This window comes from Streptomyces fuscichromogenes (genome assembly GCF_014645815.1).
Lineage (GTDB): Bacteria > Actinomycetota > Actinomycetes > Streptomycetales > Streptomycetaceae > Streptomyces > Streptomyces fuscichromogenes.
In genome coordinates this window covers 68,594-90,069 of record NZ_BMML01000014.1, presented here as the reverse complement: position 1 = coordinate 90,069, position 21,476 = coordinate 68,594, and the positions used below count along the sequence as shown (strand labels likewise).

The 21,476-nt window shown below is 71.7% G+C and carries 17 protein-coding genes and 1 riboswitch; of the genes, 7 read left to right on the top strand and 10 right to left on the bottom strand.

The window, feature by feature from the left end:
• Positions 1 to 8: 8 nt before the first annotated feature.
• Positions 9 to 2,468: a DNA helicase PcrA gene (gene pcrA / locus IEZ11_RS28280; protein WP_189265725.1), complete on the bottom strand. Its 2,460-nt coding sequence runs from the start codon at positions 2,466 to 2,468 to the stop codon at positions 9 to 11.
• A 327-nt stretch (positions 2,469 to 2,795) separates the two neighbouring features.
• Positions 2,796 to 2,954, top strand: a riboswitch (cyclic di-AMP (ydaO/yuaA leader).
• A gap of 8 nt (positions 2,955 to 2,962) precedes the next feature.
• Between pcrA and IEZ11_RS28275 the strand changes: the two genes are divergently transcribed.
• On the top strand, positions 2,963 to 4,093 hold the full coding sequence (locus IEZ11_RS28275) for a C40 family peptidase (RefSeq protein ID WP_189265724.1): 1,131 nt from the start codon (positions 2,963 to 2,965) through the stop codon (positions 4,091 to 4,093).
• Between the two features lie 280 nt (positions 4,094 to 4,373).
• On the opposite strand, the gene IEZ11_RS28270 is transcribed toward IEZ11_RS28275, so the two are convergent.
• The gene (locus IEZ11_RS28270) at positions 4,374 to 4,727 is read right to left on the bottom strand and encodes a hypothetical protein (RefSeq protein WP_189265723.1); all 354 of its coding nucleotides are present in this window, start codon (positions 4,725 to 4,727) and stop codon (positions 4,374 to 4,376) included.
• Between the two features lie 414 nt (positions 4,728 to 5,141).
• On the opposite strand from IEZ11_RS28270, the gene IEZ11_RS28265 reads away from it, so the two are divergent.
• On the top strand, positions 5,142 to 6,200 hold the full coding sequence (locus IEZ11_RS28265; RefSeq protein ID WP_189265722.1) for a C40 family peptidase: 1,059 nt from the start codon (positions 5,142 to 5,144) through the stop codon (positions 6,198 to 6,200).
• Between the two features lie 14 nt (positions 6,201 to 6,214).
• Here IEZ11_RS28265 and IEZ11_RS28260 read toward each other — a convergent pair whose 3' ends face one another.
• Positions 6,215 to 6,928, bottom strand: coding sequence for a LuxR C-terminal-related transcriptional regulator (locus tag IEZ11_RS28260; RefSeq protein ID WP_189265721.1), 714 nt, complete (start codon positions 6,926 to 6,928; stop codon positions 6,215 to 6,217).
• Positions 6,925 to 8,217: an ATP-binding protein gene (locus IEZ11_RS28255; protein ID WP_189265720.1), complete on the bottom strand. Its 1,293-nt coding sequence runs from the start codon at positions 8,215 to 8,217 to the stop codon at positions 6,925 to 6,927. Before IEZ11_RS28255 ends, IEZ11_RS28260 begins: the two co-directional genes overlap by 4 nt.
• 199 nt (positions 8,218 to 8,416) lie before the next feature.
• Here IEZ11_RS28255 and IEZ11_RS28250 point away from each other — a divergent pair, with 199 nt between their 5' ends.
• Positions 8,417 to 9,832: a PspC domain-containing protein gene (locus tag IEZ11_RS28250; protein ID WP_189265719.1), complete on the top strand. Its 1,416-nt coding sequence runs from the start codon at positions 8,417 to 8,419 to the stop codon at positions 9,830 to 9,832.
• The gene (locus IEZ11_RS28245; RefSeq protein WP_189265718.1) at positions 9,819 to 10,037 is read left to right on the top strand and encodes a hypothetical protein; all 219 of its coding nucleotides are present in this window, start codon (positions 9,819 to 9,821) and stop codon (positions 10,035 to 10,037) included. Before IEZ11_RS28250 ends, IEZ11_RS28245 begins: the two co-directional genes overlap by 14 nt.
• Positions 10,038 to 10,053: 16 nt before the next feature.
• Here IEZ11_RS28245 and IEZ11_RS28240 read toward each other — a convergent pair whose 3' ends face one another.
• Both IEZ11_RS28240 and IEZ11_RS28235 read right to left on the bottom strand, forming a co-directional pair.
• The gene (locus IEZ11_RS28240; RefSeq protein ID WP_189265717.1) at positions 10,054 to 10,593 is read right to left on the bottom strand and encodes a DoxX family protein; all 540 of its coding nucleotides are present in this window, start codon (positions 10,591 to 10,593) and stop codon (positions 10,054 to 10,056) included.
• 247 nt (positions 10,594 to 10,840) lie between these two features.
• A complete protein-coding gene (locus tag IEZ11_RS28235; protein ID WP_189265716.1) occupies positions 10,841 to 12,118 on the bottom strand; it encodes a hypothetical protein in 1,278 nt (425 codons plus the stop codon).
• 188 nt (positions 12,119 to 12,306) lie between these two features.
• Here IEZ11_RS28235 and IEZ11_RS28230 point away from each other — a divergent pair, with 188 nt between their 5' ends.
• On the top strand, positions 12,307 to 13,194 hold the full coding sequence (locus IEZ11_RS28230; protein ID WP_189265715.1) for a DUF4429 domain-containing protein: 888 nt from the start codon (positions 12,307 to 12,309) through the stop codon (positions 13,192 to 13,194).
• 85 nt (positions 13,195 to 13,279) lie between these two features.
• Here the strand turns inward: IEZ11_RS28230 and IEZ11_RS28225 are convergent, their stop codons facing one another.
• Together IEZ11_RS28225 and guaA are read right to left on the bottom strand one after the other, a co-directional pair.
• The gene (locus IEZ11_RS28225) at positions 13,280 to 14,080 is read right to left on the bottom strand and encodes a class II aldolase/adducin family protein (RefSeq protein ID WP_189265714.1); all 801 of its coding nucleotides are present in this window, start codon (positions 14,078 to 14,080) and stop codon (positions 13,280 to 13,282) included.
• A 194-nt stretch (positions 14,081 to 14,274) separates the two neighbouring features.
• A complete protein-coding gene (gene guaA / locus IEZ11_RS28220) occupies positions 14,275 to 15,855 on the bottom strand; it encodes a glutamine-hydrolyzing GMP synthase (protein WP_189265713.1) in 1,581 nt (526 codons plus the stop codon).
• A 450-nt stretch (positions 15,856 to 16,305) separates the two neighbouring features.
• Here guaA and IEZ11_RS28215 point away from each other — a divergent pair, with 450 nt between their 5' ends.
• Positions 16,306 to 16,587 (top strand): chorismate mutase, encoded by a 282-nt coding sequence (locus IEZ11_RS28215; protein ID WP_189265712.1) that lies wholly within the window; start codon positions 16,306 to 16,308, stop codon positions 16,585 to 16,587.
• 616 nt (positions 16,588 to 17,203) lie between these two features.
• Here IEZ11_RS28215 and IEZ11_RS28210 read toward each other — a convergent pair.
• Positions 17,204 to 18,343 (bottom strand): hypothetical protein, encoded by a 1,140-nt coding sequence (locus IEZ11_RS28210; protein ID WP_189265711.1) that lies wholly within the window; start codon positions 18,341 to 18,343, stop codon positions 17,204 to 17,206.
• A 227-nt stretch (positions 18,344 to 18,570) separates the two neighbouring features.
• Here IEZ11_RS28210 and IEZ11_RS28205 point away from each other — a divergent pair, with 227 nt between their 5' ends.
• Positions 18,571 to 19,536 carry an LAETG motif-containing sortase-dependent surface protein gene (locus tag IEZ11_RS28205; protein WP_189265710.1) on the top strand — a complete coding sequence of 322 codons (966 nt, stop codon included), beginning with the start codon at positions 18,571 to 18,573 and terminating at the stop codon, positions 19,534 to 19,536.
• Between the two features lie 116 nt (positions 19,537 to 19,652).
• Here the strand turns inward: IEZ11_RS28205 and IEZ11_RS28200 are convergent, their stop codons facing one another.
• Positions 19,653 to 21,431 (bottom strand): GMC family oxidoreductase N-terminal domain-containing protein, encoded by a 1,779-nt coding sequence (locus tag IEZ11_RS28200; RefSeq protein ID WP_189265709.1) that lies wholly within the window; start codon positions 21,429 to 21,431, stop codon positions 19,653 to 19,655.
• Positions 21,432 to 21,476: the final 45 nt, after the last annotated feature.

The window sequence follows — 21,476 nt, the reverse complement described above, 5'->3', positions numbered from 1 at the left end:
CGGTGGTACTACAGCTTCTCCACCGGCGCGTAGCGCAGCAGCAGCCGCTTCGGCTTGGTGTCGCCGAAGTCGATCGTCGCCTCCGCGTTCGCCCCCGTGCCCTTCACCGCGACGACCGTGCCGAGGCCGAACTGGTCGTGGGTGACGCGGTCGCCGACGGCCACCGAGACCACCGGCTTCTCCGCGCTCCGCCGGGTGGCGAAGCCGGACGCACCCGACGCCGAGGAGCGCGAGCGGGTCGAGGAGAGCGAGGCCGCCACGCCCGCCGCGGGCCCCGCGGAGACCGGCGCCATCGCCCCGGTCCGCTTCCACTCCAGATAGGCGCCCGGGATCTCCTCCAGGAAGCGCGAGGCCGGGTTGTACGACGGCTGGCCCCAGGCACTGCGCATCGAGGACCGGGTGAGGTACAGCCGCTCCCGTGCGCGCGTGATGCCGACGTAGGCGAGGCGCCGCTCCTCCTCCAGTTCCTTGGTCTGGCCGAGGGCGCGCATGTGCGGGAAGACGCCGTCCTCCATGCCGGTCAGGAACACCACCGGGAACTCGAGGCCCTTGGCGGTGTGCAGGGTCATCAGGGTGATGACGCCGTCGCCGTTCTCGTCGTCGTCGGGGATCTGGTCGGAGTCGGCGACCAGGGCCACCCGCTCCAGGAAGGCGGCGAGCCCGGCCGGCTCCTCGCCCTCGCCCGACTCCTGCTCGAACTCCAGCGCCACGGAGGCGAGTTCCTGGAGGTTCTCGATGCGGGTCTCGTCCTGCGGGTCCGTCGAGTTCTGCAACTCGGCCAGGTATCCGGTGCGTTCGTAGATCGCCTCCAGGACGGTGGCAGGCCCGGCGCCGGACTCCACTACCGTACGGAGGTCCTCCATCAGCGTGTTGAACCGCTTGACCGCGTTCGTCGACCGCGCGGCCATGCCGTACGCCTCGTCGACGCGCTTGAGCGCCTGCGGGAAGCTGATCTTCTCGCGCTGCGAGAGGGCGTCGATCATCGCCTCCGCGCGGTCGCCGATCCCGCGCTTGGGGACGTTGAGGATGCGCCGGAGCGGGACGGAGTCCTCCGGGTTGGCCAGCACCCGCAGGTAGGCCAGGACGTCCCGGACCTCCTTGCGCTCGTAGAAGCGGACGCCGCCGACCACCTTGTAGGGCAGGCCGACGCGGATGAAGATCTCCTCGAAGACACGGGACTGGGCGTTGGTGCGGTAGAAGACGGCGACATCGCCCGCCTTCGCCTCGCCCGCGTCCGTGAGCCGGTCTATCTCCTCGGCGACGAACTGCGCCTCGTCGTGCTCGGTGTCGGCGACGTAGCCGGTGATCTGCGCGCCCGCGCCCGCGTTGGTCCACAGGTTCTTCGGGCGGCGGGACTCGTTGCGCTCGATGACCGCGTTGGCGGCGGAGAGGATCGTCTGAGTGGAGCGGTAGTTCTGCTCCAGCAGGATCGTCGTCGCGTTCGGGTAGTCCTCCTCGAACTGGAGGATGTTGCGGATCGTCGCGCCGCGGAAGGCGTAGATCGACTGGTCGGCGTCGCCGACGACACAGAGCTCGGCGGGGGGCAGGTCGGGCTCGCCGGTGCCGACGAGCTCGCGCACCAGCGCGTACTGGGCGTGGTTGGTGTCCTGGTACTCGTCGACCAGGACGTGCCGGAAGCGGCGGCGGTAGTGCTCGGCGACGTCCGGGAAGGCGCGCAGCAGGTTGACCGTCGTCATGATCAGGTCGTCGAAGTCGAGGGCGTTCGCCTCGCGCAGCCGTGACTGGTACATGGCGTAGGCCTGGGCGAGGGTCTTCTCGAAGCCGTCGGTGGCCTGGGCCGCGAAGTCCTCCTCGTCGATCAGCTCGTTCTTCAGGTTGCTGACCTTGGCGCTGAAGGACTTCGGCGGGTAGCGCTTGGGGTCGAGGTCCAGGTCGCGGCAGACCAGGGCCATCAGGCGCTTGGAGTCGGCCGCGTCGTAGATCGAGAAGGAGGAGGTGAAGCCGAGCTTCTTGCTCTCCCGGCGCAGGATCCGCACGCACGCGCTGTGGAAGGTCATCACCCACATCGCGTTCGCGCGCGGGCCGACGAGGTGCTCGACCCGCTCCTTCATCTCGCCCGCGGCCTTGTTGGTGAAGGTGATCGCGAGGATCTGGCCCGGGTGCACCTGGCGGGCGCCGAGCAGGTGGGCGATGCGGTGGGTGAGCACGCGCGTCTTGCCGGAGCCGGCGCCGGCCACGATGAGCAGCGGGGAGCCGGCGTGCACGACGGCCGCCCGCTGGTTGTCGTTCAGCCCGTCCAGGAGCGCGGCCGGATCCAGGGCCGGGCGGGCGGCGCCGTCGCGGTAGTAGGCGTCCCGGTCCGGGGGCAGGTCGAACTTCCCGCCGAACAGATCGTCCGGAACCGGCTCCGGAGCGTGCTCGTCCTCGGGCGGTGGCGGGGGTTCCTCGTCATGGCCGCGGGGGGCCTGGAGGCTCGCCAGGAAGCTGTCGTCAAAGAGGCTGCTCATCGCTCTCCGAGTCTAGGGCGCCCCACCGACAACCGGCCGCCACCCCGAAAACTCGCCCGGGTGACCGACCGCTTCCACTCCGTCACGGCAGGTCGACGCGCACCACCGGGCCGCACGCGCCCACCACGAGCCACCGGCACCCATCGACACAAACAACCCGTTCCCTACCGAATAACCCCGCCAGAACGAGCGCTCACAACAAGGTCACGAAAATGTATCGGGCATATCGCACATCAACCTTCACAGAGGCCACACGAGTTGGTTAGCGTGCCGGACAGGCCGTACGACCCCCACCGGCGAACATCGCCGGGCCGCACGGCCTCCGCCGAGTCCGGGGCGCCGCAGCGCATCCGGAGCCGGGGACCCACACCGATCCCGGGGTGAATCGGTCCCGACTCCCCTCCGGGGAGCGGACCGTAGGGCAACCCTTCCGAACCACCCGCCCGAACCCGACAGCTAACTCGGTAGGCGGAACGTGGAAGGAGTCGCCTCCGTTGGCGTCGCACCGCAAGTCCCGGCCGTCAGGAACGCGCGCGGCGGGCATACGCACCCCCGCGCTGGCCACCGCCGCCCTCACCTCCATGGCCCTGTTCTCCCAGACGGCCGAGGCCGCGCCTCCCGAGGACGGCAAGCCGAGCCTGGAGGAGGTCGAGAAGAAGGTCGACGCCCTCTACCGGCAGGCCGAGTCGGCGACCGAGAAGTACAACGCGGCCAAGGAGCGGACCGGCAAGCAGCGCAAGCAGGTCGACACCCTGCTCGACGACGTCGCCCGGCGCACGGACCGGCTGAACACGGCGCGTGCGGAACTGGGTTCGTTCGCCGCGGCCCAGTACCGGACCGGGGCCGCCGCCCCCGACACGGCGACCTTCCTGCTCGCGGACAGTCCCCAGGACTACTTCGACCAGACACAGCTGATGAGCCGGCTGACCTCGCGCCAGAAGGGCGCGGTCGACGACTACGTCACGCAGCAGTCCGCGACCATGGAGAAGCGCCAGGAGGCCGCCCGGAGCCTGGAGACGCTCACCGAGACGCAGGACGACCTCAAGACCGCCAAGACCACCGTCCAGACGAAGCTGGCCTCCGCGCGGGAGCTGCTGTCGCAGCTGACGGCCGCCGAGAAGGCCCGGCTGGCGGCGATCGAGAAGCGACAGGAGGAGGCGGCCGCCCGCAAGGCGGCGGAGCTGGCGAAGCAGCAGGCCGCGGCAGCGGACCAGGAGACGTCGTCGTCCTCGGCGTCGACCGGTTCCGCCTCCGGCTCGGCCTATGCCACGAAGGCCGCCAAGGCGATCGCCTTCGCCCGCGCGCAGATCGGCAAGCCGTACGTCTGGGGCGCCACCGGCCCCGGCTCCTACGACTGCTCCGGGCTCTCCCAGGCCGCCTGGAAGGCCGCGGGCGTCTCCCTGCCACGCACCACCTACGACCAGGTGAACGCGGGCACCGCCGTCCCCCTCGCCGACGCCCGGCCCGGCGACCTGGTCTTCTTCTACGACGACGTCAGCCACGTCGGCATCTACATCGGCGACGGCATGATGATCCACGCCCCGAAGCCCGGCGCATACGTCCGGGAGGAGTCCATCTACTACGGAGGCGAGTCCATCATCCACAGCGTGGTCCGCCCGGCCTGATCCACCAGGACGCCCACCACCCCTGACGCCCCGCGGCGCCCCGAGTCGGCTCACCTCGCCCCGAGTCGGCTCACCTCGGCCCGTGTCGGCCCGCGGCCCACCGCGCGTGTTCGCGTCCCTGTCGCGCGACCGCGCGGTTTTCGGGTCGCACGCGCGCGTGCCCCGTCCGTGCCGCGGCCGGCCCTCCCTGGCGGGGGCGGACGCCGTGTCCCGGGTGGCGCCGGCGGCGGCCGGCGCGGTGGCGAAAGCCCGTGCCGGCCTCAGGAAGGGCGGCCGAGGATCACGTCCACAGGACGGCGATGAAGATGTTCACCACCGTGAGCAGGCCCACCAGGCCGAATGCGCCCTTCTCCACCTTCTCGTCGTCCCGCTTCACATAGACGAGCCCGAGGATCACGATCAGCAGGGCGAGCTTCAGGCCGATCTTGACGGTGTTGACGTGGTGGCCGTCGGCCTCGTTGAGACCGACCAGGATCACGCCGGTCGCGAGCATGGTGAAAGCGCCGTGCAGCATCCCGGGGACGAACCGGGCCGTGCCCTGGCCCATCGCCTTCATCTGGGTGAGGAAGCCGCCGAGGAGCGCGGCGATGCCGATGATGTGCAGGCCGACGAAGAGATGGATGAGTACGTCCATGGCCCCGGAGCCTAATCAGGGCCGTCCGGGGCGCCGGTCACCGGCCCCTCCCTTCACGCCCGGCGCACCGCATATATGCACCCCATAGCACCCCGTGCCCCCCGCCAGCCCCGGAACCGTCCCTTCGGTCATCCCGCCCCGGGAAGCCGACGGCTCCGGACCGGAATCCCGTTCACATACCGTCGGGTAACGATCCGGTCACGCCAATTCCGTGCATCGCGTTACCCGGCCGACACACCCGGGCCTAGCGTCCTCCCCCAGGTGACCGACTCCCCACCGCCGTCCAGGCCAAGGGCGGCAGTCGGACACCACCGCCGAGAATGTCCGGCGGCGGCCCGTTCCCCCTGTGCGGGCCGCCGCCGGACGCGCAATCCGCGCTCTCCCGCGGTCGTACGAAAGGACGGGACAGTCCAGGTGGCAGCGCACCGCAAGCCCCGACAGCGCTCGCTCAGCGGCAACACGGCCCGCACGGCCGCCACCCTCGCCCTGGCGGGCGCGGCCACCGCGACGGCTTTCGAAGGAACCGGAATCGCCGAGCCGCAACTGACACCGGCGCAGGTGAAGGCCAAGGTGGACCAGCTGTACCAGGAGGCCGAGACGGCCACCCAGAAGTACGACGGAGCGAGGGACAGGGCCGACACGGCCCAGCGGCGGCTCAGGTCGCTGCAGGACGAGACGGCCCGCGCCCAGGCGAAGTTCAACTCCGCCCGGGACGCGCTCGGTTCGATAGCGGCCGCGCAGTACCGCGACGGCGGCATCGACCCGGCCTGGCAGCTGGCGCTGTCCAGCGACCCCGACCGGTACCTGGACGACGCGGCGTTCGCCGAACGGGCCGGCGACCGGCAGGCCGGTGCGGTGGCGCGGGTGCGCGGGCAGCTGCGGGAGATCGAGCAGTTGCGCGGCGCGGCGCATCTGGAACTGACCTCGCTGCGGTCCCGGCAGGCCGAGCTGAAGCAGCAGAAGGCCGCCGTCACCGGCAAGCTCGGCGAGGCCCGGCGGCTGCTGTCACAGCTCTCGCCGGGGCAGCGGGCGGCGGTGACGGCGGACGACGGCACCGGACGTGCCTCGCGTTCCGCGCCGGACGCCCGCGTCCCGCTGGCCGCCGGCAGCGTCGCCGCCCCTGACTCCCGCGCCGCGGCCGCCGTCGCGTACGCCTACTCGAAGCTCGGCAGCCCCTACGTCTGGGGCGCGACCGGTCCCGACGCCTTCGACTGCTCGGGCCTCGCCCAGGCCGCCTACCGCTCCGCAGGCGTCTCCATCCCCCGCACCACCTACGCCCAGATCAACGCCGGGCAGCGCGTGTCCCGCTCCGAACTGCAACCCGGCGACCTGGTGTTCTTCTACTCGGGCATCAGTCACGTCGGCATCTACATCGGCAACGGACAGATGATCCACGCGCCCAACCCGTCGGCCCCGGTACGGATCGCCCCGATCGACGAGATGCCGTTCGCGGGGGCCACGCGGGTCGTGTGAGTCCCGGGCCCGGCTCAGACCAGGCGGCGCGCCGTCGCCCAGCGGGTCAGCTCGTGCCGGTTCGACAGCTGCAGCTTCCGCAGGACCGCCGACACATGGGACTCGACCGTCTTGACGGAGATGAACAGCTGCTTGGCGATCTCCTTGTAGGCGTAGCCGCGGGCGATCAGGCGCAGCACCTCCCGCTCGCGCTGGGTGAGTCGGTCGAGGTCCTCGTCGACCGGCGGGGCGTCGGTGGAGGCGAAGGCGTCCAGGACGAACCCCGCGAGCCGTGGGGAGAAGACGGCGTCGCCCTCCTGGACCCGGAAGACCGAGTCGACGAGGTCGGTGCCGGTGATCGTCTTGGTGACGTAGCCGCGGGCACCGCCCCGGATCACGCCGATCACGTCCTCGGCCGCGTCCGACACGGACAGCGCGAGGAAGCGCACCGGCCGCTCGGCGTCCGCCATCAACGGGGCGCACCGGCGCAGTACTTCGACCCCGCCGCCGCCCGGCAGGTGCACATCGAGGAGGACCACCTCGGGCCGGGTCGCGGTGATCACCGAGACCGCCTGGTCGACGTCGGCGGCCTCGCCGACCACCTCGACGCCGGTCTGCTCGGTCTGGCCGATCTCGGCCTGGACGCCGGTCCGGAACATCCGGTGGTCGTCGACGAGGACCACACGCACCCGACGGCCGGCCGTCCCCGCGCTCTCCGTCGTGCCGTTCGCCTCGGTCGCGTCGCTCATGACGTCTTCTCCGCCCTCTCCATCTCCAGCTCGACCTCCGTGCCGCCGCCCGGCACGGACCGCAGCCGTGCCGTGCCGCCGTGACGCTCCATGCGGCCGATGACCGATTCTCTGACACCCATCCGGTCGGCGGGTATCGAGTCGAGGTCGAAGCCGGGACCGCGGTCGCGGACGGACACGAAGACCGTCCTGCCCTCGACTTCGGCGTAGACCTGGACGGCGCCGCCCTCGCCACCGTACTTGGCCGCGTTGACCATCGCCTCGCGCGCGGCCTGCATCTGCGCGCCCGTCCGCTCGTCGAGCGGGCAGTCCCCGACCACCACGACCTCGATGGGGACGCCGTGCTTGTCCTCCACCTCCGCCGCGTTGCGCCGGACCGCCTCGGCGAGGGTGCTGGGCTCGTCGGCCTCGTCCTTGCCGGTGCCCTCGGGCTTGTAGAGCCAGGTGCGCAGGTCGCGCTCCTGGGCACGGGCCAGGCGGCGCACCTCGCCCGCGTTCTCCGCGTTGCGCTGGATCAGGGTGAGGGTGTGCAGCACGGAGTCGTGGACATGGGCGGCGACCTCGGCGCGCTCCTGGGCACGGATGCGCATCAGCCGCTCCTCGGAGAGGTCCTGGGTCATCCGCACCAGATACGGGCCGGCGAGCAGCGTGATGCCGACGAGCACGGCGAGAGCCGCCTGGAGCACCGCGCCGATGTGCGCGGCGGAGCCCTTCATGACGAAGACGCCCGAGACGCCCGCGGTGACGAGCAGGACACCGACACCCGCGCGCAGCAGGGTGAGCGTACGGCGTCGGCTGCCGACCTCGACCCAGCGGGCCCGGCGGGCGTTGTCCGCCTGGCGCCAGACGAGGGCGACACCGGCGGCGACCAGGACCGCGGGAAGGAGGTAGGCCTTGGCACCGCTGGTCAGGTTGACGCTGCCCACGAACACCATGGACACGACGACCATGAGGAGCAGGGCGACGATCTGGCCCCTGTCCGGTTTGCGGGCGACGAGTCTGCGGCGGCCGTCCGCCGAGGTCTCGGTGGCGACCAGGGACGGTGGCTTCTGGCCCCCGACCCCGCCGACGCCGAGGGGGACGAAGAACCAGAACGCGGCGTACAGCAGGGCGCCGAGGCCGTTGGCCGTGAACAGACCGACGAAGACGAGCCGCACCCAGACGACGGGCAGGCCGAGATGCCCGGCGAGGCCTCGCGCCACTCCGCCGAGCCAGCGGCCGTCGCTGCTGCGGTAGAGCTTGCGCGGCGGCCATGGGTCGTCGAGGGGCACTGCTGCGGCTTCCGGCATGCCATCGATGTTCACACGCCCGCAGGCGCGGAGCATCAGGGTGGACCCCCGAGACTCCCCTGATCTTCGGTTTTCCCCTGGCGGCGGGGCGGCGCGGCGCCGTTCGAACGCTTCCCGGTCCGGTCTCGGGGCCGATCTCAGGGTTCGGCCAGGGTCATCCCGACTGCCGTCGCGGCGGCGCGGCCGTCACCATTGACTCATGACAGATCACGAGCACGCCGCGACGGGTCCGGGACCCGGCTCCGGCCCGCGGCCCGCTGCGGGCACCGGGCCGTCGGATGCCGCGCCCGCCGCGACGGGGACGTCCGCCGCGGGGGCCGACGCCGGCGCGGAAGCCGTCGACGCGGCCTCCCCCCGGTTCCGGCGCGACCGCCGGCACAAGGTGATCGCGGGCGTGTGCGCGGGGCTCGGGCGCCACACCGACCTGGACCCGGTGATCTTCCGCATCACCTTGGCCGTGCTGGCCGCGACCGGCGGCATCGGCCTGCTCTTCTACGGCTTCGCCTGGCTCTTCGTGCCGTACGAGGACGACGAGGAGAACGAGGTCCGCAAGCTGCTGACCGGCCGGGTCGACGGGCAGGCCCTGGCGGCCGTGCTGTTCGCGCTGGTCGGCTGCGGAGTGCTGCTGACGATGCTCAGGAACGGCCAGGTGCTGGCGTTCGCCGTCGTCCTCTCCGTGCTGCTGGCCGGCGCCGGGTACTGGTCGCGGCGCCGCGGCGCCCCCGACCCCGACCCGCTGTCCGCGCAGGCCGTCGCCGACGCCCCGCCGGAGGCCCAGGCGCCGCCGATCCCGATCTCCTACCCCTCGTGGTGGCGCGACCCGATCGTCAAGGACGGCACGCATGTCGGAGGCACCGGCTATCTGTGGGGCCCGGCCGACGTGCGCGGCCGCAACACCCCGGGGCTCGACGTCCGGCTGAGCACCCCGTGGGTCCACGGCCAGAACGCAGGCGCCCGGCAGAGCGCGCCGCCGAAGCCGCGCGGACCGCACTGGATCGGCGGCTGGATCTTCCTGCTCGCCCTGGTGGCGGGCGCCCTGGGCACAGGTCTGACGTGGAACACCCACCCGCTGGGCACGAGCCTCCAGAGCGGCCTGGCCGCCGCGCTGATCGTGTTCGGCGTGGGTACGGCGGTCAGCTCGTTCCTGGGCCGCACGGGAGCCGGCTCGCTGTTCCTGGCGCTCGTCACGGCGGCACTGCTCGCGGGTGCGTCGGCCCTGCCGTCCGACATCGGCACCCACTGGACGCGGGCGTCCTGGACCCCGGCCACGGCGGCGGAGGTGCCGGCCGCGTACAAGCTCGGGACGGGAGTGGCCACGCTGGACCTGACGCACATACGCATCGCCAAGGGACAGACGGTGTCGACGTCGGCCGAGGTGGCCGCGGGACAGCTGAAGATCGTCGTACCGGCGGACACGACCGTGCGGATGAGTATCGACGTGGGGTTGGGCGACATCCGGTTGCCCGGTGAGGACAAGAAGGACGTGGACGTGGAGCCGGGCAAGCGCAGGGACGTGACGCTGCCGCCGACGAGCGGTGCGAAGAACGCGGGGATGCTCTCGCTGGTTCTCCAGGTCGGCGCGGGACAGGTGGAGGTGACCCGTGCTGCGGCATGAGTTCCAGCCCGGACGGCTGGTGGTGGGCGTCTTCCTGACGGCGGCGGGGGTCGCCTACGCCGGTGACGCGGGCGGCTGGTGGAAGACCGAGTGGTTCGCGGTCATCCCCGTGATGGTGGCCGGTCTCTTCCTGGCCGGGGTGACCGCGGCCCTGGCCAGGGCGATACGCAGGCGTCGAGGCGCGCCGGAGGGCCGGGGCCGGTAGCGGAGCCGGGGGGTGCTCAGAGGCCCAGCGAGGCCCGTGCGGAGCGGTGTCGGCGTCGGGCGTGGAGGATCGCGTCCAGGGAGAGGTAGGGGGCGCCGGCGAGGACCAGGGGCAGCCAGGCCATCAGGTAGGCGAGGTCGTTGCCGTAGTAGTACGGGGAGTTGGCCCAGCTCACGGTCAGCCAGAGGCTGAGCGAGATCAGCGCGCCGCCGAGCGCGGCCAGCCGGGCGAGCAGGCCGAAGAGGGTGCCGAGGCCGACGGCGAGTTCGCCGATGGCGATCGCGGTGCCGAAGCCGACGGGGTTCTTCAGGGCCAGGTCGACCAGGGCCGGGATCGCGGCGGAGTCACGGACCGCGCGCATGGTGTCGCCGATGGACCCGGATCCGCCGGACTTCAGGAAGGCGCTGTCGGTCAGTTTGTCCAGGCCGGCGTAGATGAAGGTGACGCCCAGGAAGATCCGCAGAGGGAGGAGGGCGTATCGGGTGGCGGTGTCCCGCAGTCCGCGGTCGCCGTCGAGATACGGGGTGTGCGTGTCCGAACGAATGCTGTGAGTCATCGCCAGTAACCGCCTCTCGCCGCTGTACCCATGCCCCTCAACAGACCATACGTACGACAACCGCGACCCGCTCAACCCTCTCCCGGACGTTTTTCCGAATTTCGGCCGGAGGTGGCCGCCCGGGAAGGAGGAGAAAGGGGGGCGAGAAGGGCCGGATGCGGGCTCGGCCGGTTCCGGGGCGGGAGGCCCGAAGAGGTGACGGGGGCGGACGGAGACGGGGCCCGTCCGGTCGGTCCGTCGCCTCGGCTCAGTCCGTCACCTCGACCACGCACCGGTTGGTCGCCACCCCGGCCGCCGTGACCACCTGGACCTCGACGCTGCCGGGCTCCACGTCGGCCGGGACCGGGACCGTGAGGACCTGGTCCGTGGGGTTGCTGAAGCCGCCGGTGACGGGCACCAGGGGGACGTGGACGTTGACGGGGCCGATCCGGACGACCATGCGGGAGAGCCGGTCGGCGGTCTGGGCGCCGGGCGGTACGAAGCCGGTGCCGCGGATCTCGATGTCGTCGCCGGTGCGGATCGGGGCGTCCAGGTCACCGGCCTCGCGCGCGCGGACGACGGAGAGGATCACCGGTCGGCCGCCCTCGGCGTACTTGCCGGCCAGGTAGGTCGCGGCGGAGATCAGGACCACCGTCGCGAGGCCCCAGGGCAGGTCCGGGAGCTGGTCGGGGCGGCGGGCGAGGCGTACGGCGGCGAAGACCAGGGCGACGGCGCTGATGACGACGTACTGGATGTCGGCGAAGGTGCCGCGGCCGGCGTCGTCGGTGAGCAGGTCGGCGGCGCGGGGACGGTGGGCGCGCACCTTCTGGAGGCGCTGCCCGGCGATGCGCAGTCCGACCACCCGGCGCACCAGGACGGCGATGCCGCAGACCACGGCGAGGACGGTCACCGCGCCCGCGCCGCGCGCGAGGTCGAGACCGGAGATGAGGGCGTCACGTTCGGCGGGTGAGGAGGCCGCGGCCAGCCGGCCGGCCAGGACCAGGACGGCGTAGGCGATGAGGAGGACCCAGGAGGCGGCGACGGTGCGGGAGGTGGACATCCGGTTGTCCTCGCCGATGACGGGGGCGAGCACCCCGCCGCGTGCGCGGTGGAACCAGGAGGCGGCGGTGAGGGCGAGGGCCACGACCAGGGCGGCGAGCAGTCCGGCGGTGCGGGCACTGGTCCAGCCCGCGCCGATGGCGGTGAGGGACTGGGCGAGGAGCATGATCACGACGGCTGCCCAGACGGTGCACGCGGTGCGCAGCCAGAGGCGGGCGAGCCAGGCCTCGCCCTCGGCCCGGCCGCGTTCGGCGACCTCCTCGGCGGACTGGGTGAGTTCCTCGGAGACCCACTGGCGGGAGGCGGAGGCCGAGTGGGCCACCGCCGCGGGCAGCCCCTGTCCGGCCGCGAACCCGTCGCGTTTGAGGAGGAACTCGGCGACCGCACGCCGGTGTCCCTCACGTGCGCCGTGCGGGCAGTCCCCGCACGCGCAACCGCCTCCGTGGACGCCCGAACCGGCGCCCTGCCTCGCCTCCTGCACCGCCACGCCCGACGCCCGCCTTCCCCACGCCCGGGGCACGACGCGCAGGGCCCTCCCCGGGCCCGGACGGCGTCGCGCAACTCCCTTGTGTCGAGTGCGAATTGTGCCCTACGCCACGCCGTTCGCGTTCAGTGGGCCGGTCACGACGGGTGAAGGTACGACGGACGTGTTGACCCGGCTGCCAGAATTTCCCCATGGCCGAGATCATCCAGCGGGACGGGACCTGGGCCTTCGACGGCAGCACGGTCCGGATCACGCCTGGACGCCACCGTTCCGTACCTCTGTTCCGGCAGACCTACGGGGAGATCGCGGTCCCCCTGGAGGCGGTGTCGGGGGTGGTGTACGAACCGGAGCGCAGGCGGGGCCGGCTGAGGATGCGGCTGCGCGAGGGCGCGGATCCGCTGCTGCAGGCGACGGGCGGGCGGCTGCCGGAGGCGGCGGACCCGTATCGGCTGGTGGTGGACGGGGACCGGTCCGGGGTGGCCGAGTACCTGGTGGCGGAGATCCGGCGGTCGCTGCTGCTGGAGCAGGTCCCGACGGAACCGACGAAGGCGTATCTGCTGCCGGGGCCGCCGGTGCCGGTGTCGGTGCGGTCCTCGGACGGCACGGTGTCGTTCGACGGTACGCAGGTGCGCGTCGACTGGGCCGACACCTCCGACCGGGTCAAGCGGGCCACCGGGCCCCGGATCATCGGCGTCGGCGATCTGGTGCAGGTGGAGTGGCTGCCCAACTCCGGCCACGAGGACGGGTTCCTGCGGTTCGTGACCCGGGAGACGGTGTTCTCCAAGCTGCCGGCCGAGCGCGACCCGTACGCCCTCGACCTGTGGGGCAGTGTCCGCCGCGACCTGCTGACGGCGTTGGTCGCGGCGGCGGTCACGGCGCGGCTGCCGCATCCGTCGGCCCGGCCGGGCACGGAGCGCCCCGACCGGGACCGGCCGCCGGTGACCGTGCCGCGCCAGGCTGCGGACCGGCACGACGTCCTGCTGCGCAGGCTGCGGGAGCTGGGCGAGCTGCACCGGGACGGGGTGCTCACGGACGAGGAGTTCGCGCTGACGAAGGCTGCCGTGCTGCGGAGCTTCTGAGCGCCCCGTGAGGGGCGCGGAGACCTGCGCGACCGGCCACGACGGCGCCGCGGACGTCAGATCACGGCGTTTCCAGACGGAGCGCCTAGCCGAGCAGGTCCGGTTCGCTGCGGCTGATGACCTGCCACAGGGGCTGGTAGTTGATCCAGGCCACCAGGTCGCCGCCGAGCTGTTCCCGGGTGGCGACGGCGAGTTTGTGGTCGATGAGCAGCGGCCGGCCGGCCGCCTTCGCGGTCAGCTGGACCTGCGCGGACTTCTCCATCGACAGGAACCACCAGGCGGCCGCGTCCACCGAGTCGCCGACGGTCAGCAGCCCGTGGTTGCGCAGCACCAGCGCCTTGCGGGAGCCGAGGGCGGTGGCGATCCGGCGGCCCTCCTCGGCGTCGACGGCGACGCCGGTGTAGGCGTCGTAGAGGGCGTGGTCCTCGTAGAAGGCGCAGCTCTCCTGGCTGATCGGGTCGAGCAGGTCGCCGAGTGCGGACAGGGCGCGGCCGTGCACGGAGTGGCAGTGGGCGACGGCGACGACGTCCGGGCGGGCCGCGTGCACCTGGACGTGCACGGTGAAGGCGGCCTGGTTGACGTGGTAGCGGCCCTCGATCACCTGGCCGTCCTGGTTGGCCAGGACGAGGTCGCTGACGGTGACGTGCTGGAACGGCATGCCGAACGGGTTGACCCAGAAGCAGTTCGAGTACTCGGGGTCGCGGGCGGTGATGTGGCCGGACACGCCGTCCTCCAGTCCGGCCCGGCCGAAGATCCGCAGCGCACCGGCGAGCCGCTCCTTGCGATGCCTGCGCTCGTCGTCCAGCGAGTCGTACATCGGCGGCATCGCGAACTGGAGCTGATCGGTGGGCAGCGGCATGGGCGGGGTCGGGGTCGGCCCGTGCATAGGTCCTCCAGCACTGGGTTTGTGTTACGGCCGGAAGTTACCGCCGGTCAGCGCAGGAAAACAGAGCTGTTCTGTAAAGATGACGCGCGCGAACACATCACGACAGAAGAAGTCGGAAATCGACAGCCGAGTGCCCCCTGCGACACACGTCGAAAAGGTGGCACCGCCGGAGCCGTGCCACCTCTTCTCTGGGCCTACTCCCACTCGATGGTGCCCGGCGGCTTGGAGGTGACGTCGAGGACGACCCGGTTGACGTCACGGACCTCGTTGGTGATCCGGGTGGAGATCTTCGCGAGGACCTCGTAGGGCAGCCGGGACCAGTCGGCCGTCATCGCGTCCTCGGAGGAGACCGGGCGCAGCACGATCGGGTGCCCGTAGGTGCGGCCGTCGCCCTGGACGCCGACGCTGCGGACGTCCGCGAGCAGGACCACCGGGCACTGCCAGATGGAGCGATCGAGGCCGGCCGCGGTGAGCTCCTCGCGGGCGATGGCGTCGGCGTCGCGGAGGAGGTCGAGACGCTCCTTCGTCACCTCGCCGACGATCCGGATACCCAGGCCCGGACCGGGGAACGGCTGGCGCTGGACGATCTCCTCCGGCAGGCCCAGTTCCTGGCCGACCATCCGGACCTCGTCCTTGAACAGCTTGCGGAGCGGCTCGATCAGCTGGAACTCGAGGTCTTCCGGCAGGCCGCCGACGTTGTGGTGCGACTTGATGTTCGCGGTGCCGGTGCCGCCGCCGGACTCCACGACGTCCGGGTACAGGGTGCCCTGGACCAGGAACTCCACGGCCGGGCCGGCGTCGGCGATGATCTCGGCCTGGGCCTGCTCGAACACGCGGATGAACTCGCGGCCGATGATCTTCCGCTTCTGCTCCGGGTCGGAGACGCCGGCCAGCGCGTCGAGGAAGCGGGCCTCGGCGTCGACCACGACCAGCTTGACGCCGGTCGCGGCCACGAAGTCCTTCTCGACCTGCTCGGTCTCGCCCTTGCGCATCAGACCGTGGTCGACGTACACGCAGGTCAGCTGGTCGCCGATGGCGCGGGCGACGAGGGCCGCGGCCACCGCGGAGTCGACGCCGCCGGACAGACCGCAGATCGCGCGCCTGTCGCCGACCTGCTCACGGATGGCCGCGACCTGCTCGTCGATGACGTTGCCGGTCGTCCAGGACGGGGTGAGGCCCGCGCCGCGGTAGAGGAAGTGCTCCAGGACCTGCTGGCCGTGCGTGGAGTGCATGACCTCGGGGTGGTACTGGACGCCGTAGAGCTTCTTCTCGTCGTTCTCGAAGGCGGCGACCGGGACGACGTCCGTGGACGCGCTGACGGTGAAGCCCTCGGGGGCGGCGGAACAGGCGTCGCCGTGCGACATCCACACGTGCTGCTCGACGGGGGTGCCCTCGAAGAGGGTGGAGGCCGCCTTGGAGACATGCAGGTCGGTACGGCCGTACTCGCGGGAGCCGGTGTTGTCGACGGTGCCGCCGAGGACCTGCGCCATCAGCTGGAAGCCGTAGCACATGCCGAAGACGGGGACGCCGGCCTCGAAGAGCTCGCGGTCCAGGCGGGGGGCGCCCTCCTCGTACACGGACGAGGGGCCGCCGGAGAGGATGATCGCCGCCGGGTTCTTCGCGAGCATCTCGGCGACCGGCATGGTGCTGGGCACGATCTCGCTGTAGACCCGGGCCTCGCGGACGCGGCGGGCGATGAGCTGGGCGTACTGCGCGCCGAAGTCGACGACCAGGACGGTGTCGGGAGCGGCGGCAGCGGGAGTCGCTGATGACACGGGGTGCCTTCCGGCGGTCGGGCGGGGGTCTGTGTCACCGATTCTAACGGGGCGGCCGTCGGACACCTCCCCGTACGCCGAGGGCTCCGCCCCCGAACCCCCGTTCCGCCGCCCACCCACCACCCGACTCGACAGACCGAAAGCGACCGCCCCGCCCGACTCCGCAGACCCGAATCCAACCGCCCCACCCCGCTCGGCAGACCGAAAGGGGAGCGTCTCGACCGGCTTGGTTCGGTGTGGGGGTTCTGTGGCATACTCGGCGCCATGCTCACCCAGGCGACCTTCCTCTTTACCTATGGCAACCGGCCCACCGGCTGCCATGGTCGTGCTGCTTGAGCTACTGACAAGCGACTTCCCCAGGCGCCCCGGGCCGACAAGGTCCGGGGCGCCTGGTGTTTCTCCGGATCCTGTCGCCTCGGGGCACCGCACCCCTTCCGACGAGGAGCCCCCATGAACGCGATCGACGTGACCGGTGCCCGTACCCCCGAGGCCGCCGAGGTGATCAGCGGTGCGCGGGAGCGCATCGACGCGCTCGACGACCGGATCATCGGTCTGATCCAGGAACGGATCGCCGTCTCCGCCGTCGTCCAGGAGGCCCGGATCACCTCCGGCGGCCGCCGGGTGAACCTCTCCCGGGAGATGGAGATCCTCGGCCACTACAGCGCGGCGCTCGGCAAGCCCGGCACCGCCCTCGCCATGACGCTCCTGGAGCTGTGCCGGGGTCGCATCTGAGTCGGGCGGATCTGAGTTCGGGGCCCTTCTCACCCGTACGGCGCGTGACCGGGCCGCGAACCGCTTCGTTGGTGGGGTGTCCGTGCCAGCCAGGGGCGGGCCCGAAAGAACCACGCGTGGCTCACTGGGGCGATGAGGCGTACGGAACGTGCCGTGCGCCGTGGGACCTCGCTCCCAGTCAAGTGACCGGACGGCAGGGGACAGCAGCCCGGTCACCCAAGAGACGGCCGGCTCCGGGGACGCCCGGGGCCGACCGGCGGAAAATTGCAAAAATGCACAAGGGCTGGGTCAAACGGTTGCGGAGGCCGCGGACATCCAGCACGATGCGTAGAAGGCCCGCAAAGCCTTCGGAGTTCCCAAGTCCCAGTTCAGGCAACGGTATTGCCGTGTGCCGACCGTCCGCCAATGGTCGAGACCTGCCGTACGCCCCGAGCGCGCCGGGGCGCCGACCGGGGCTCGGACGGTGGCACAGGGCGCAGAGACCAGCGGCGCAACCCCCCGGCGCCGCTTCCAGGCACCGACGCTGCCCTGACGTCGGTGCTGACGAAAGAAGGGCCCCGCGGCTCCGTCCCGCGGGGCCCTTCGCCTGTCCACGAAGACCCCGGTCCGCGGAGATCTAGGTACGGCTCACCGTGCCGCAGGCCTTCTCCTTGCCGATGTCGCGGCTGCGGTCGTACGGGTCGACGGACGGGCCGCTCGGGGCGGAGCCGCCGGCCGGGGCCTGGGACGGGAACTGCGGGTGCAGATAGCCGTCGACGCTGTCACAGGACGAGTTGCCGGCGTCCTCGTCGAAGCGGAGGAGGGTCAGCCGGCCGGGGGTGACCCGGTACCGCACGGGGTCGGGGAGTTCGGCCTCGATGACGCGCCGCACGATCGTGCGGGTGACCTCGGTGGAGCCGTCGGCGCGGACGACCGGGTAGACGAAGGTGTAGTCGGCGTGCACGGCCACGCCCTCGAACTTGCCCTTCGCGAAGGTGATCCGGCCGCGCACCTTGATGACCTTCCCGGCCGGCCTCACCTCCTTCGGGTCGAAGCGGCTGAAGAGGAACAGCGGGTCATGGGCCTTGCTCGGGCTGCGCAGCGAGGTCCTGAGGTCGTCGAGCACGTCGGGCTGCCTGGGGTCGAGCACCGAGAGGGCGGCCCCGGGGCGGCCGCCGGCCACCACCTCGGGATTCAGGTTGGCGTCGACCAGCAGCTTCCTGGTCTGCTGGAGGGCCAGTTCGACGCGGCCCTTCGGGATCGCGCCGAGCGCGGTGGCCTGCGGCAGCACGATGCCGGCCGCGCCGTCGGCCCAGCGCAGCGCCGGGGAACCGGCGAACGGGTGGGCGAGCGTGGGGGTGTCGGCGGCGGCCGCGGAGGGCGGGGCGGTCGGCGCGGTGGTCTCGTCGGGCAGCGGCGTGGTGGCGGTGTCCGTGCCGGCGGTCGAGCCGAAGGGATCGCCGGGGATCAGGGAGGGCCGCATCGCCACCACGGCCACGGCGACGGCCAGCGGAACACCGATGACCGCCCATGCCCTGCGGCGGCGGGCGGCCCGTCCGTTCATCTCCTGCCAGGCGGGCCCGGTCCGCCACCCCTCGGGCTCGCCCTTGCGCTCCCTGAGCCGCCCGGTCACCTCACGGGCCCGGGCGGACGGCTCCTTGGGGGCGGACCTGCGGATGTCCCGGTCGCTGTCGCGGAGGAACTGTTCCCACACCTCGTCGGATATGGAGGAGGACGGCTCGTCCCCCGACGATTCTTCGGACCGTCTGTCAGACATGACACTCTCTCGCTCGGCCGTTCGACGGGGCGAGAATAGCCTTGGAATCAGCTGTGTCCATGCCACCCGCCGGAATGGGCTTCGCGCGACGACACCCCCAAGATCGAGTGACCCACATCACATAAAGATGGTGTGAATGTACAGGCAACCATTCACAGGACTTGCCGGTCACATCACCGGAACCAGCGGTGACATCCATCCACCGCAGCTGATGCACGGGGGTCCGCATGAAGCTTCGCCGGGTCATGGCCGCGGCGGCCGTCACGGCCGTCGTCGCGCCGGTCGCCCTGCTGTCCGCGCCGGCCGCGTTCGCGGACGGGTCGCCGTCGGCGTCCGCATCCGAGAGCGCGCAGAGCGAGATACCGAGCGACACGTCATCGGCCTCGCCGTCCGACTCGGCCTCGCCGAGCGACGGCGCGTCGGCGTCCGCCTCCGGCGAGCCGTCCGAGTCGGCCGAGCCGAGCGAGGACCCGTCCGACCCGGACGTGCCGTACTGCGAGGATCTCGACGAGGACTTCGGCGACGCCAAGGTGTCCGCCGACATCAAGGGCCTGCCCGGCAAGATCGTCGCGGGCGACGGCTTCCACGGCTTCGAGCTGGTCGTGACGAACGAGTCCAGGACGGACGTCCAGGGCGTCGCCTTCTACGCCGAGATCGAGAACTACGAGCTGGACGAGTCGAAGTACCTCAGCCCGTACGTCGACCTGGAGTTCAAGAACCCCGACACCGGCTCCTGGGACCGGATCGGCAGCGACGACTGGGCCGGCGACTACTTCTTCTACGTGCCGAAGCTGAAGTCGGGTGCCAGCAGGTCGGTCGACCTGCGGGTCTCCCTCGACGCCAGGGCGCCCGCCGGTGACGCCTACTCCTTCGGCTCCGGCGCCTACCTCGACAAGGTCGACGGCCAGGACTGCATCGCCGAGGGCTGGGCCCAGTACGACTTCACGGTCCTCGACGCGGGCTCGGCCAACCCGGACCCGGGTACGGCCACGCCGGGCGGCGACGGCGGCAAGGACTCAGTGAAGAAGCCGCAGGGCAACGTCTCCGACCTGCCGACCGGCAACCTCGCCGACACCGGCTCCAGCTCGGCGCTCCCGGTCATCGGCCTGGTCGGCGGGGCCGCCGTCGTGGTCGGCGCCGGTGCGGTGGTCCTGGTACGGCGGCGGAAGGCGGGCCCGGGCACGGACGCCTGAGCCGCACAGAGCAAGGTCGCGCGAACCGTCGTAGGGCGGCGGTCGCGCACCGATCGAAGAGGGACCTGGGCTCGGAGGGGGGCACAGGTCCCTCTTCGGTGCCCGGCCGCGTGCGGCTACTTCCTGGGCGGTACGGCCGGGATCCCGAGGAACGGCAGCCGCAGCGCGCCGAAGGCCTCGGCCGGGACCGCCGGGCGGAGCGGCTCGACCGGCCGGAGGCGCTCGTACGGCTCGCCCTGCCGCGGCCGCGGGTCCGCCTCGCCCTTGTTGGGCCAGTACGACATCGCGCGCTCGGCCTGGGCCGTGATGGTGAGGGACGGGTTCACACCCAGGTTCGCGGAGACCGCGGCGCCGTCCACGACCGAGATGCCCGGGTGGCCGTAGAGCCGGTGGTACGGGTCGATGACTCCGGTCTCGCGCGAGTCGCCGATCGGGCAGCCGCCCAGGAAGTGGGCGGTGAGCGGGGTGCCCATCAGCTCGCCGACATTGCTGCCGGCGAAGCCGTTGATCTCGGCGGCGAGCACGGTGGCCGCCTCCGAGGCGGCCCTGATCTGCTTGGGATTGGGGGCACCGTGGCCCTGCCGGGCGGTGAGCAGGCCCTTGCCGACGCCGTCCGGTTTCAGGTACGTCGTCAGGGAGTTGTCCAGCGACTGCATCACCAGGCCGATGATGGTCCGCTCCGACCAGCGCCGGTTGGAGAGCGAGCGCAGTACCAGCAGGGGGTGGCGGGCCGCGTTCGCCAGCCAGCCGAGGACGCGGGAGGAGCCTTCCGCGTACGGCACCTGGAGGATGGACAGGCTGCCCATCGCGTTGGAGCCCTTGCCGTAGCGGACCGGCTCGATGTGCGTGTTCTCGTCCGGGTGGACGGAGGACGTGATCGCGACGCCCCGGGTGAAGTCCGCCCTCGGGGTGCCGTGCGCCCTGCGGTAGCGCCGGTCGTCGGTCTGGGCGCCGACCAGGGCCTCGGAGTTGGTACGGGTGAGGTCGCCCAGGCGGTCGGAGAGGTACGGGAGCTGTCCGCCCGCCTTCATGCGGTGCAGGAGGGTCTGGGTGCCGTACGTGCCGGCCGCGATGACGACCCGGCGGGCCTTGAAGGTCCGGCCCTTCGCTGTCTTCCGGTCGTCGGTGGGGAGGGTCGCGATCGCGTAGCCGCCCTGGGAGTCGTCGGTGACGGACACGACCGTCGTCATGGGGTGCACCTCAGCGCCGGCCTGCTCGGCGAGGTGGAGGTAGTTCTCGTTGAGGGTGTTCTTCGCGCCGTGCCGGCAGCCGGTCATGCACTCGCCGCACTCGGTGCAGGCGTTGCGGGCGGGGCCCGCGCCGCCGAAGTAGGGGTCGGCGGCCTGGTCGCCGGGGGCCGCCTTCGCCTCGCCGTCGGCGTCCTTGCCGTCGCCGAAGAAGACGCCGACCGGGGCGAGGTGGAAGGTGTCGCCGACGCCCAGCTTCTGCGCCGCCGCCTTCAGATGGACGTCGGACGGGGTCATCGTCGGGTTGAGCCGTACGCCGAGCATGCGCTGCGCCTGGTCGTAGTACGGCTTCAGCTCCTCCTGCCAGTCCGTGATGTCACGCCACTGGGGGTCCTCGAAGAAGGGCTTCGGCGGGATGTAGAGGGTGTTGGCGTAGTTGAGCGAACCGCCGCCCACCCCGGCCCCGGCGAGGACCATGACGTTGCCGAGGAGGTGGATGCGCTGGATGCCGTAGCAGCCGAGCCTGGGTGCCCAGAGGTAGTTCTTGATGTCCCAGGAGTTCTTGGGGAGGGAGTCGCGGGTGAAGCGGCGGCCGGCCTCCAGGACGCCGACCTTGTAGCCCTTTTCTGTGAGGCGCAGGGCGGTCACGGAGCCGCCGAAGCCGGAGCCGACGACCAGGACGTCGTAGTCATAGGTGTCCTGAGACAACGTGCCATCTCCCCTTTGAGTGTGCACTGCGGGTTGTCGGTGGCT